Source organism: Alcanivorax sp. P2S70, assembly GCF_000475295.1.
Classification (GTDB): Bacteria; Pseudomonadota; Gammaproteobacteria; order Pseudomonadales; family Alcanivoracaceae; genus Alcanivorax; species Alcanivorax profundi.
In genome coordinates, this window is sequence record NZ_AXBZ01000011.1 from 1 (window position 1) to 11,922 (window position 11,922).

12 protein-coding genes and 1 tRNA gene are annotated in these 11,922 nt (G+C 58.2%); 4 read left to right on the forward strand and 9 right to left on the reverse strand.

Features of this window, described 5'->3' with window-relative positions:
- Positions 1–108: 108 nt before the first annotated feature.
- Genes Q672_RS21890 through Q672_RS21895 form a run of 4 tightly spaced genes read right to left on the reverse strand, consistent with a single transcriptional unit; the run spans position 109 to position 3,447 of the window.
- Positions 109–1,575: a coniferyl aldehyde dehydrogenase gene (locus Q672_RS21890; RefSeq protein ID WP_022984569.1), complete on the reverse strand. Its 1,467-nt coding sequence runs from the start codon at positions 1,573–1,575 to the stop codon at positions 109–111.
- Positions 1,576–1,597: 22 nt separating this feature from the next.
- Positions 1,598–2,584 (reverse strand): enoyl-CoA hydratase/isomerase family protein, encoded by a 987-nt coding sequence (locus Q672_RS33785; RefSeq protein ID WP_022984570.1) that lies wholly within the window; start codon positions 2,582–2,584, stop codon positions 1,598–1,600.
- A 16-nt stretch (positions 2,585–2,600) separates the two neighbouring features.
- A complete protein-coding gene (locus tag Q672_RS0117070; protein WP_022984571.1) occupies positions 2,601–2,987 on the reverse strand; it encodes a hypothetical protein in 387 nt (128 codons plus the stop codon).
- A gap of 7 nt (positions 2,988–2,994) precedes the next feature.
- Positions 2,995–3,447 (reverse strand): hypothetical protein, encoded by a 453-nt coding sequence (locus Q672_RS21895; RefSeq protein ID WP_022984572.1) that lies wholly within the window; start codon positions 3,445–3,447, stop codon positions 2,995–2,997.
- Positions 3,448–3,554: 107 nt separating this feature from the next.
- Here Q672_RS21895 and Q672_RS21900 point away from each other — a divergent pair, with 107 nt between their 5' ends.
- The gene (locus Q672_RS21900; protein ID WP_022984573.1) at positions 3,555–4,565 is read left to right on the forward strand and encodes an AraC family transcriptional regulator; all 1,011 of its coding nucleotides are present in this window, start codon (positions 3,555–3,557) and stop codon (positions 4,563–4,565) included.
- 249 nt (positions 4,566–4,814) lie between these two features.
- On the opposite strand, the gene Q672_RS21905 is transcribed toward Q672_RS21900, so the two are convergent.
- Positions 4,815–4,997, reverse strand: a complete 183-nt coding sequence (locus tag Q672_RS21905; protein WP_022984574.1) for a hypothetical protein — start codon at positions 4,995–4,997, stop codon at positions 4,815–4,817.
- 231 nt (positions 4,998–5,228) lie between these two features.
- A complete protein-coding gene (locus tag Q672_RS21910; RefSeq protein ID WP_022984575.1) occupies positions 5,229–6,515 on the reverse strand; it encodes an oxygenase MpaB family protein in 1,287 nt (428 codons plus the stop codon).
- An 83-nt stretch (positions 6,516–6,598) separates the two neighbouring features.
- On the opposite strand from Q672_RS21910, the gene Q672_RS21915 reads away from it, so the two are divergent.
- Positions 6,599–7,213 carry a TetR/AcrR family transcriptional regulator gene (locus Q672_RS21915; protein ID WP_022984576.1) on the forward strand — a complete coding sequence of 205 codons (615 nt, stop codon included), beginning with the start codon at positions 6,599–6,601 and terminating at the stop codon, positions 7,211–7,213.
- A gap of 94 nt (positions 7,214–7,307) precedes the next feature.
- On the opposite strand, the gene Q672_RS21920 is transcribed toward Q672_RS21915, so the two are convergent.
- Positions 7,308–7,985, reverse strand: coding sequence for a TetR/AcrR family transcriptional regulator (locus tag Q672_RS21920; RefSeq protein WP_022984577.1), 678 nt, complete (start codon positions 7,983–7,985; stop codon positions 7,308–7,310).
- Between the two features lie 152 nt (positions 7,986–8,137).
- Between Q672_RS21920 and Q672_RS0117075 the strand changes: the two genes are divergently transcribed.
- Both Q672_RS0117075 and Q672_RS21925 read left to right on the forward strand, forming a co-directional pair.
- The gene (locus Q672_RS0117075; RefSeq protein ID WP_022984578.1) at positions 8,138–8,794 is read left to right on the forward strand and encodes a hypothetical protein; all 657 of its coding nucleotides are present in this window, start codon (positions 8,138–8,140) and stop codon (positions 8,792–8,794) included.
- A gap of 3 nt (positions 8,795–8,797) precedes the next feature.
- Positions 8,798–9,616 carry an SDR family oxidoreductase gene (locus Q672_RS21925; protein ID WP_022984579.1) on the forward strand — a complete coding sequence of 273 codons (819 nt, stop codon included), beginning with the start codon at positions 8,798–8,800 and terminating at the stop codon, positions 9,614–9,616.
- Positions 9,617–9,838: 222 nt separating this feature from the next.
- Here the strand turns inward: Q672_RS21925 and Q672_RS21930 are convergent.
- Both Q672_RS21930 and rpoD read right to left on the reverse strand, forming a co-directional pair.
- Positions 9,839–9,915 (reverse strand) — tRNA-Ile (locus tag Q672_RS21930).
- A 68-nt stretch (positions 9,916–9,983) separates the two neighbouring features.
- Positions 9,984–11,879, reverse strand: coding sequence for an RNA polymerase sigma factor RpoD (rpoD, locus tag Q672_RS21935; protein WP_022984580.1), 1,896 nt, complete (start codon positions 11,877–11,879; stop codon positions 9,984–9,986).
- Positions 11,880–11,922: the final 43 nt, after the last annotated feature.

The window sequence follows — 11,922 nt, forward strand, 5'->3', positions numbered from 1 at the left end:
CACTCGTTGTTGCGCTTTTTCTATGGATGGACATACACCTTCAAAAGCGCGCCTAGATTGCGAACCAGCCTGAAAGACTGAGCATGCAAGGAGTTATTCAGAGGCTCCTTAAGGTTTGATGCGGCGAAAGCGCAGGGCCTGGAGTGACATCATCAGTTTGAACAGGGTGTTGCCCCAGGGCGGAGCGACCATGGCTGCCAGGTTGATGCGGCCCTTTCGCACCACCCCCTTGGTCTTGGAAAAGGTGAGGAAGCCTTCCTTGCCGTGATAATGCCCCATCCCCGAGTCACCAATCCCCCCAAAGGGAATGTCGTCTGCGGTGACATGGCTGAGGGTGTCGTTGATGCAAACGCCCCCGGAGTGGGTGGTTTGCAGAATCTGGTTGCCCCGCTGCTTGTCCCAGTCAAAGTAATACAGTGCCAGAGGCCGTGGCCGTGCGCGCACTTCCTGCAAGGCGGCGTCTAAATCACGGTAACCCACCACCGGCAGAATCGGTCCGAAAATTTCCTCCTGTAGCACTTTCATGTCGGTCGTGGCATTCAGCACCAGGGTCAGCGGCATTTTTCGCGTGCCACTCATATCCTCCCCCGAGGGGTTGATGGGAATGAGGGTCGCTCCCTTGGTGCGGGCATCCTCCAGATAACTTTCCAGCCGCTGCTTTTGTCGTTCCGAGATGATGGCCGTGTAGTCCGGATTGTCGACCAGCGTCGGGTAGGCTTGTTCGACGGCGCCGGTAAAGGTACGGACAAACTCGCTGATTTTATCCTCATGACAGAACACATAGTCCGGTGATACACAAATTTGCCCGGCGTTCATGCTCTTGCCGAAAGCCAGTCGGCGGGCGGCTTCGTCAACCGGAAAGTCCGGGTGGATGATGGCCGGGGATTTTCCTCCCAGTTCCAATGTCACGGGCGTCAGGTTGTCTGCTGCAGCGCGCATGACGTGTCTTCCCACCTGAGTGGAGCCGGTGAAAACCAGATGATCAAAGGGCAACCTAGTAAATGCCGTGGCGATATCCACATCGCCACCCACCATGCACACCTCATCCGCGTCGAAGTTTTCGGCGAGAATCGCTTGCAGCAGCTGCCCTGTTGCGGGGGCGAACTCTGAGGACTTGAGCATCACCCGGTTGCCTGCCGCCAGTGCGCCAATCAGCGGTGACAGGGCAAGGAAGATGGGGAAATTCCAGGGTACCACGATGCCGACCACGCCCAGCGGCTGAACATGGACCTCTACCTTTGCCGGCATCACGGTGAGCGGGGCGTGGCGGCGTTGTGGCTTCATTAGCCGTTTGAGTCGCTTGCGGTAGTAAGCGATGCCTTCCAGTAACGGCAGGATTTCCGCCAGTTCCGTTTCGGCTGTGGAGCGGCCGCTGAAATCCTGGCTGACGGCACTGGACAGAGCCTGACGATGTTCCAGCAAGGCATTATGTAACCGATTCAGGTTCTGGATCCGCTTCTCGCGTGTGGGGGCGGGGGAATCCATAAAGGCCTGTTTTTGTCGGGCAAGAAGGAGCGGTAATTCGCTGGCATTGGTGCTCGCGCTGGCCAGTGTGTCAAGGCAGGAAGCGGTCATGGTGTGACTCCTGTGTGCAATATCAGCGGGCTGGTCCGGCCGCGTCGTTCAAATTCAGTGTCGATTGGTGTTCCAGGTACTGTGCTGAGGTTTTCCCTTCAGCCAGCTGTTGCTGTTGCTGCGTATAACAGGCCAGAGATTGCGGCGTGCAGGCGGCCTCCATAAAACGTGGCTCACTGCGGGCCAGTGAAAGCGCCAGCGACGAGGATTCACTGTCGCGCAGGCAGGCTTTGATGGCCGACAGCGTCGTTGGGCTTTTTTGCACCAGTTGTTGCGCCAGCTGGTGAGCGGTTTGCTCAAGAGCGTCGGGGTCGGTGGCCCGGTATACCAGACCTGCCTGACAGGCCTGGTCTGCATCCAGCCGCATTCCGAGCAAACATAATTCTGCCGCCTTGGCGCTACCTGTGAGTTTGACCAGGTGGTGAATGCCGCCAGAGCCCGGGATCAGCCCGACCAGGGTTTCGATCTGCCCTAACCGGTAACGTCCTCTGGCCATCAATCGGAAATCGCAGGCCAGTGCCAGCTCCATGCCATAGCCTTGGGCATCTCCGTGGATGGCCGCAATGACCGGCAGGGGATAATGACGCAGGGTGCGGATCAGACGGTTGGCACGGGCATAGAGCAAGGCGCCTTCGACGGGGGTGCCACGCATCCAGCGATCAATGCGTCCTTCATGGGGGCGCTGGCGATCCCGGCGTATCCACTGTCGTGCCAAGGCCATGGTGGTACGAATAGCCAGTGGAAAGGCTCCCCGCAGCCAGGGCTTCAGGGCCAGTGTCGGGGCGGCAACGCGATGAATCTCGGCCAGTGAATAGTGCGTAATAAAGGAGCCGGGATGCTCCCCGGTAAGGATGACAGCGCGTACCCCGGGCTGACGTTGTAGTGAACGCAGGGTGTCGTACAGCGCGTTCACCACGGGCGCGGTCATGTAGCCGCCGTCATCAAGGCAGAGCCTGATGGTGGCAACCTGCTCATGGAAGTGCAGTGATATGTGCGGCGAGGCATTCATGGCGATCGCTCCCTTATCAGCCCTGGCTGCGGGCCAGCCAGCTGTCCTCTTCACCAGGTTCGGGAAGGATTTCCCCGCCTTCCATGGCCCAGCTGGCAGGGAAGCCCACCAGGGTGGCTTCTACCTTGTCCAAAACTATTCCGGCACTCACTGCGACGCCTTCGCGAATCTTCTGACGAAGGGTTTCGGTGAGTTCGGCGTTTCGGTTGCCGCCGCTGCGGACATTACAAATGACATTCAGGTCATGCCCTCCCTTGAGCGGATGGCCGTGCATGAAGATCACGTTGACAAATTCCGGTGGAGCGCCTGTCAGGCCGCAATGGATGTCGGCAATGGCGTCCGCGGTGCGGCGGCGCGCGTCATAGCTGAGGGGCTGGCGGCTGGCGATGTTATAGACCGGCATGGGGACCTCACAGATTCGGGTTAACAATGATGGGGATGCGCTTGAATTGAGCGTGAATCACTGTACGGATGACCTTTGCTACAAAGGCAATCCGTCCGCGCAGGGAAAGCCGTTTCTGGGTGCCCTGAAAGACGTCGGCAAACAGGTCTTCTTCTACCAGGGCCAGCATCAGCTCGTCCGGGTGTTGACCACTGATTTTTAGCCAGTCTTTCTCGATGGCTTTCAGTACTGCGATGCGCTGGTTTTGGGGAAAGCCGGGTGGGCATTCCATGGTCACCAGTGAAGAGCGCGAATCCTGGTAATTGGTAAAGGCCTGACCGGCGGGAATCCGGTTCCAGATCAGTAACAGGCGTTCGCGGCTGACATGGTGGCGGTAATGGTTGCGGATGATCTTTTCCAACAGCGCCACCTGGGTGTCGCTGAACTGGTTTTCCTGTATCAGGATGAGCGTCTTGCGCATGGGATGTCCTCCAGATGAGCCCTTAATTTAGGGGATCACGGAGGGTCTGTTGATGTGAGTGCAGGCCAGTTATTGATATTTATGGCCAAATGGTCATAAATGGCCGGATGGATACACTGGCCACTACCCGCTCCATTTCCAGCATTGATCTCATGGTTCGCCTGGGCCGTGAGAAAGGCCTCTCTGTGGCGCAGTGCCTGCAAGGCACCGGTATCTCTGCCCATCAGTTGGAGGACCCGGAGTGCCGGGTGACCGGGGCTCAGGAACTGCAGGTGATCGACAACCTGGTGACGTTATTACCGGAAGCGTCGGGGCTGGGGATCGAGGCAGGGATGCGTTATCAGCTCACCACTTTCGGGATTTGGGCCTTTGCGATTATCAGCAGCCCGACCGTTCGAGCGGCGATCGAGGTCGGGCTGCGTTTCACCCAGCTGTCGTTTGTGCTGGTGCGGTTCGCGTTTCGTGAAACGCCCGGTCGGGCAGAAATTCTCATGGATGTCTCACACATTCCTCCCCGGCTGCGTCAGTTCGTGCTGGAGCGCCACCTGGTGATTTTTCTGCTTCTCAGCCGGGAAATGATGGGCGACGAATTGATGGCACCAAAAGAGATTCACCTCACCCTGGATCACCTGCCGTTCAAGGTAATGCCGGCGGCGCTGACAAACTGTCGATTGGTATTGGGCAGCGAGGACAATCGCATTGTGCTGGACCCGAGCCAGCTGTCCCGTGCCATTCCCAAGGCCAACCCCGCCACGGCAGAGTTTTGTGTTCGTCAGTGTGAGGCCTTGCTGGACCGACAGCGGCGTCAGACAGGGTTTCCCAGTGAAGTGCGCAGCATGCTGATTGGGCGAGTCGCGGACATGCCCTCGTTAAACGAAGCCGCGTCACTTTTCAATATGAGCCCGCGTACCTTTCGCCGGCGCCTGGAAGAACAAGGCAGTGGTTACCGGGCGTTAATGGAAGAGATTCGTGAAGGGGTGGCCATTGAGTTGCTGGAGACCGCGGGGTTGAGTGTGGAGTCGGTGGCAGAGCGTCTGGGCTATGCAGAAACCGCCAGCTTTATTCATGCCTTTACCCGCTGGACGGGTATGTCGCCAGGCAAGTTTCGCCGGCGCTAGGGAGCCTCTGAATAACTCCTTGCGTACTCAGCGTGGCCTGGAGCGCCCAGCTGTTGTGTCTTGTCTCGATGGTCAGGGTGGCTCCCTTTCCGAGAGGCAAGACGCAGCAGATGGGCGCTCCAGGCCGCGCCCTCCGGGTCTTCCAGGCTGGCTCGCACTCGTTGTTGCACTTTCTCGACAGGCAACCAGCATGCCATCAAAAGTGCGCCTAGATTGCGAGCCAGCCTGAAAGACTGAGCATGCAAGGAGTTATTCAGAGGCTCCCTCGTCCTCCGGTAACACGCCAAGCGAGCGGGCCAGTTGTACGGCCTGCACTTTCTTCCCTTTTTTCAGGGCGTCTTCAATGGAATTGGCGGCGTCCTGTTTGCCCTCCCTGCGCAGATTCGCAAGCAGATCTTGCCAAGCTGGGGCGAGGGTTTTTCTTGCGTCCATGGTGAGCGTGTTTCCGCTTGTGGTGTATTGTTTTATTTACGCAGCAGTGACGTGCCGACCGGAACAAAATGCCTGGGAGAGGGCACCAGGGCACATCGTGATCAAAGGTTAAACTTTCCCTGATGCCTGTGCACCCTGATTCCCGGTGTCGGTATCTGCTTTGCCTGTCAATGCGTGCGGCCTCAACGTAAGCGGTAGCATGGTTACCGTGCGGGATGAATCGAGCACGAATTATCCGATGTGTGCGGGATGGTTTTTATCCGGCTGGATAATGCCGTGTTCGCGTTCGCCGAAGACCGCCTTCATGCGATAGATCTGCTGCTCCCGGCCCTTCTTCTCCAGCGTGCGTTTGTCTGCCCGGCTTGCCCGTTGATACACGCCGCGGGCAATCCGTAGCGGTGTGGTCATGGCCGGATACCAGGGCAACACCCATGCGGGCAGGCCCAATGCGCTCATCTGTTCGCGGGACAGGAACAGACGTGTCAGGCTCAGGTGCGAGTGGTATTCGTATTTCAGGTACAGCTTGTGTAAGCGCGGGAATGTATTTTTCCAGGGGTAGATGCGGTCAAAGGGTTCTTTGGACAACGCCTCGCCCAGTTCCTTGCTGGTCCAGTCGGGGCGGGACTGGGTGGCCTGGGTGTGACGCAGCAGGCGGAAGCCTTCCATCTCGGAATCCACCAGCCACTTTTCTTCCACACCCATCAGCCAGCCGGCGTATTTCCACAGGTGCATCACGGCACGGGACTCGTGTGGCGTGATGATGACACCACCCAGCCGCACGCCGAGTAGCAGCACGGAACCGAACGCCAGATAGGTGGCAACCATGTCAGTCTGGTTGGCCGGGATGCCCCACTCATTGTTGTCCCATTCCTTTCGGGTTTGCAGATGGCGGCGCACCATGGAATGCACCCAGCGCACATGCAGGGTATTGATAAAGCCTTCGCCGAAGCGTTCCATGCCGCCATGTTCGGTGCAGTCCATCCACCACTTGAGGGTTTCACCGGTACGCTGGGACGCCCCCTTGTTGAGTGCACCGGTAGCCACCAGGGCATGATTGAAACCGCTGAGCAGGTAGCCCACCATCAGCGCCTGGTCGCGCATGATGTAGAGACCAAACTCGCCCAGACTCTGCACGACGCCAACACCTTCTTCCAGTAACTCGCGGTCCAGCCAGTCAGGATCGCGGTCCACCAGAGCAAAGAAATCCTTGAGGGGCTGTGGGGCATTGTCCACGGCGTCGATGCCTTCCTTGACGGCCTTGTCATACATGCCGCGGCGCTCGCGGGCATTGCCTTCCATGATCCAGTCCAGCAGGGTATCCATGGGCTCGTCGCCTTGCCACAGGGCATCCACCAGCTGGTCGTAACGTTCCCGGGTGGGCGCCAGTTGTTTGCCAAACACCATCTTCTGCAAGCGTGGCAGTTTCTGGGTGATCTCAAAGGGGCGCACCCGGGTTGGTGCAGGTCTGGCGCCGGTGTGGTTGTTGGATGTGTTCATCACGGTTGGGGCCTTGGCCATGCAGGAAGTCCTCGCCTGAATTTCGGTATGGGAGTAAGCTAATTCAAGCAATTACTTGAATTCAACTTGCGTTTGAGGATGGCATGCGCCGACAGCCGAAACAGCGCCGTTCCCGGGAGATGGTGGACCGTATTCTCGAGGCGGCGGCTGCCACCCTGGTAGAGCGGGGCCTGGAATACACCACCACCAATCACATCGCCGATCAGGCGGGGGTCAACATTGCCTCGCTGTACCACTACTTCACCAACAAGGAAGAGATCGTTGCAGCGGTTCTGGAGTGGCAGGCGCGTAAACTGATGGAGGGATTCACCCGGCAGCAAGTCGAGCTGGATCTGGCGCGGTTGCCGTTACCGGTGCTGGTGCAGACGGCGTTGATGTTCACCCTGCAGACCCTGCGCGCCGATCCGGTGGTACGGGAACTGGCCAAGCACTGGAACCAGTTGTCCCCCCAGTACGCCATGTCTCTGCTGGAGCAGCAGTTGCTGGACATCGCCATGACCTGGTTCCGGGCCAATTATCGCGACTACCCGTTGGAGGATCTCCACGTGCGGCTGTTCGTGCTGATCAATTCGTCCATGGCCACGCTGGCGCGCTACCTGGCCACACCGCCGTCCATGGTGATGGTCAAGGATGCCCAGATCGTGGCGGTGATGACGGACATGATTGTGAAGACGCTAACGCCAGAGGGGGAGGGCTGAGGCAGGTGTGGCGAGAATGGTCGGAAGTCAGAAGTCACTGGTCGGACGTCAGACCAGTCCAGCCCCGCCCCTGCTCCCCAACGCAGAAACGCCCTCATCCCTTACCACCCTGCGATCTTTCATCCAGTCGTCGCTGAGTCAGATTGATGGCGCTATCGCCCACGGCGACCCAGAAATGCGCCACGTCTTCCACCAGTTCATCCAGCGACACCTCAAGGTTTCCGTCCAGCCAGCTCACCACGATCTCGATGGTGCCGCCGATCAGCATGGCGGAACCCACCTTGGCAATAACGTGGGGCTCGTCGGCCTGGTGATACTCGATACTGAAGGCCGACAAGGTCTGCGCCAGTGTCTTGATGACGTCCTGCCGGTGCTTCAACGCACCGGGATTATCGTTGGCCAGACTGAACAGAATGCGTGCCCGCCGAGGATCGTCCACGAGCCATCCGATACTGGCGCGTAACGCCTGGGTGGCCAGTGGCAATGTCTCCTTGCCTTCCTGCAAACCTGAAAACACCGCGCTCTGCCCCACCTGAACCAGCTGGCCGGTCAGGTCGTTGATCAAGGCCGCGGCGAGCGCATCGAGATCCTTGAAGCTCTCGTAGAAATAGCGCTTGTTCAGGCCCGCATCCTGGCAGAGCTGGTGGATGGACAGCCCCTTCCAGCCGCTCTCCGAGGCTTTTACGAAGGCGGTATCCAGCAGGGTCTGACGGCGATTCTGAACTCGGGTGGCGGCGGATTCGCCAAGAAAAGGGCGTTTGGGATGTGACATGGGGGTGGCCTGGCTCCGATGTGCTCATCTTATAAAGCGAACGTCTGGCCCTCAAGGCGGTGTTGACTCGCTGAAGCGCCTGAATCTAATATTGGTACAGGTCTGTACCAAAAAAAATTTTGCGCAACATCGTCATCGTGATGGAGAAAAGTATGAGCGTGGCAGTCACAACCCGGGCATCGAAAGTGCCGATATCGGATCAGGCATATGTGGACAGCCTGAGGAAGATGCATGTAACACAACCGTCCAAGGCAAAGGCGCTGGCCTGGGAACTGTTTCAGGAATTGCAGAAACCGGCCCAGCAATACCGTCTGGCCGGCGTGTTTGCAGAAGGCTCGGCGCCGGAGTCTCCGGACGGGGATTGTGAAGGAATCAACATGAACCTGTACGGCAACCCGGTGCTCAGAGGGCTGGATTATTTGATTCGACTCGGCCGGATGCTGGGCGGTATGGGTTGGGCGGGAAAAACCTTCAATACCGACGGCACGGGTTATAACCGCCTAACGGGCAGCACAAAAATAGCCGCCATGGCGGTGATGCCGCACTACAAGTTGCGCAAGATCAATGGTGAACTTATCGGGTTCGATTTTTACCACTGCATTGATAATTCTCCTGTGGCGCCCAACATTCCGGTGCGATCTCTCAACTACGCATCGCCCGAGCACAACAACCCGCTGATCCTGCCCAAAACCCGTGATGAAATCGTCGAGATTGTTCCGGATGTGTTTTTGGGGCGCGTGCTGATCCGCGATGACTTTGGCTGGAATCTGTCCGGCTACTTTGGTCTGCGCTACCCCGTGGGAGGTTGAGTCATGGCGATTAAACTGGACGGTGCGGTGGTGTGTGTCACCGGTGCGGCGCGGGGGATCGGCAAAGCAACGGCCAGCGCACTCGCCAAGCGTGGCGCCCGGGTGGTGCTGGGCGACATTGATGAGGTGGAAGTAAAAAAAGCGGCCAAGGCGATCGGTGGCGGTGCGCTTGGGGTAAAACTGGATGTGGCAGACCCCGCGTCTTTTTCCACCTTTCTGGCTGCGGCGAAAGACTTGGGGCCCATTGCCTTATTGGTGAATAACGCCGGCATCCAACGCACAGGACGCTTTATTGATCAGACCCTGGAGAGCCAGCACAGGGAAATCGCCATCAATCTGGGTGGCGTGATTAACGGCATGCGGCTGGTGCTGCCGGACATGCTGGCGTCGGATTACGGTCACATCGTCAATGTGGCGTCCATGTCTGCCAAAATGACGCTGCCAGGTGTGGCGGTCTACACCGCCAGCAAGTTTGGTGTGGCCAGCCTGTCCCGCTCTGTCCGTACCGAGATTGCGGATTCCCATGTCAGCATCACAACGGTGATGCCTTCGGCGGTACAGACGGAATTAACGGCAGGGTTGAATATTCGCGGTGTGCCCGCGGCCAAACCTGAGGCGGTGGCGGAAGAAATTGTGGCCTCTTGCGCCCATGGGAAATCGGAAATTACCGTGCCCCGCTGGTTGTCTCCGGTCTCTGCCATCGAAGAAGTGTTGCCAGAAAGCGTTGGTCGTTTTTTCAAAAAACTGGCCGGCGCGCAGAACCGCTTGCTCCATGATTCTGCTGCCTCCCGCGCGTATCAGGATCGGGTTTCGAAGAATTGATCCATTAGTGAAAAGGGCCGGGTAGTGCCACTGCTGTCCCACAGTGTCATGAAAGTCATGGGGAAGCGGAGGCGCTTTCTCTTGTGGGAGCTTGCTTGCAAGCGATGGAGACGGCGCGGAGGCCGAGGTTTATTCGCGTGCAAGCACGCTCCCACAGCCAGGCCTTGATGTTTTGGCGTCTCGCGTGCCGCATGTGATGCTATACACGTGAGGGAAAGAAATTGGTGGGCCCACCAGGACTTGAACCTGGGACCAATCGATTATGAGTCGACTGCTCTAACCAACTGAGCTATAGGCCCGGAGAAAACAGAGGGGCAATAAAATGCCGGCCGCCGATTATTCGGGGGCCGGCATTTTTTTGCAAGGCTTACAGGTCGCCGTCCAGGAAGCTGCGCAGGTGTTCGCTGCGGCTCGGGTGGCGAAGCTTGCGCAGGGCCTTGGCTTCGATCTGACGGATACGCTCACGGGTCACGTCGAACTGCTTGCCCACTTCCTCAAGGGTGTGGTCGGTGTTCATGTCGATACCGAAGCGCATGCGTAGGACCTTGGCTTCACGGGCGGTGAGGTTGGCCAGCACTTCGCGGGTGGCTTCTTCCAGGCCCAGCGAAGTGGCGGAGTCCACCGGGGATTCCATGTTGCCGTCTTCGATAAAGTCGCCGAGGCTGGAATCTTCATCGTCACCGATGGGGGTTTCCATGGAGATCGGCTCTTTGGCGATCTTCAGTACCTTGCGGACTTTGTCTTCCGGCATTTCCAGGCGCACGCCCAGTTCTTCCGGGGTCGGCTCGCGGCCCATTTCCTGCAGCATCTGACGCTGTACCCGGTTGATCTTGTTGATGGTCTCGATCATGTGTACCGGAATACGGATGGTGCGCGCCTGATCCGCGATGGAGCGGGTGATAGCCTGACGGATCCACCAGGTGGCGTAGGTAGAGAACTTGTAGCCACGACGGTATTCGAACTTGTCCACCGCTTTCATCAAGCCGATGTTGCCTTCCTGAATCAGGTCGAGGAACTGCAGGCCGCGGTTGGTGTATTTCTTGGCGATGGAAATTACCAGACGCAGGTTGGCTTCCACCATTTCTTTCTTGGCGCGGCGGGCTTTCGCTTCACCAATGGAGATGCGACGGTTGATTTCCTTGATGTCGCCAACCGGCAGACCAATCACTTCTTCAATGGTAATGATCTTGCGCTGGGCACGCTGAATGTCTTCTTTGACGACGCTCAGCTTGTCGGCAATGGCCTTGCCTTTTTTGGTCTTGAGCTGGGTGTCTACCCAGCCCATGTCGGTTTCATTGCCCGGGAACTGCTTGATGAAATCCTTGCGATCCATGCCGCCGCGGCGGATGGCGCTGCTCATGATCTGACGCTCGAACTTGCGCACCAGATCCAGGTTGTTACGTGCGCCGACCAGCATTTCGTCATAGATGCGTGGCACCAGCTTGAACAGGGTGAAGTGTTCAGCCAGGGCTTCGAGAGCCTTGGCGGAGCTGGCGTGGTCGCGGCCGTTGCGCTTCAGGGAACGCTCGGCTTTTTCGTGCAGTTTTTTCAGCAGCTCGAAACGCTCGGCAGCCAGTAGCGGATCGAGGCCGCCTTCATCTTCATCGGAATCATCGTCGTCGTTGCTGTCGTTGTCGTCAGCATCGTCGTCTTCTTCTTCCTTGTTCTTTTCCTGTTCCTTCTTGGCTTTTTCCGCGAAGGTAGGTTCCTTGTTGGCGTTGGTGGCAGCTGCCCCATCGTCATTGGGATCCAGGTAACCGGCAATGATGTCGGTCAGTTTGCGTTCTTCGTTTTCCACGCGGGCGTATTCGTCGATCAGCATGTCGACGGCACCGGGCCAGAAGGCCAGGGCGTGCATTACTTCACGGGTGCCTTCTTCGATGCGCTTGGCGATTTCAATTTCGCCTTCGCGGGTCAGCAGCTCCACGGTGCCCATTTCACGCATGTACATGCGCACGGGGTCGGTGGTGCGGCCGGGTTCGCTTTCTACGGAAGCGAGTACCGCGGCAGCTTCTTCAGCGGCAACCTCATCGGTGCTGTCGGCACTTTCATCGATCATCAACTGGTCGGCGTCGGAGGCCTTTTCGACCACGGTGATGCCCATGTCGTTGATCATCTGAATGATGTCTTCCACCTGGTCGGTGTCGGTAATGGACTCCGGCAGATGGTCATTCACTTCGGCGTAGGTCAGGTAACCCTGTTCCTTGCCGAGGGCAATCAACTGCTTCAGCTGGGATTGTTGCTGCTGCTTCTGACTTGTCATGCAATTAAGCCCGTCTCGTCGTGCTGAATGGCCCGCCGCTCCC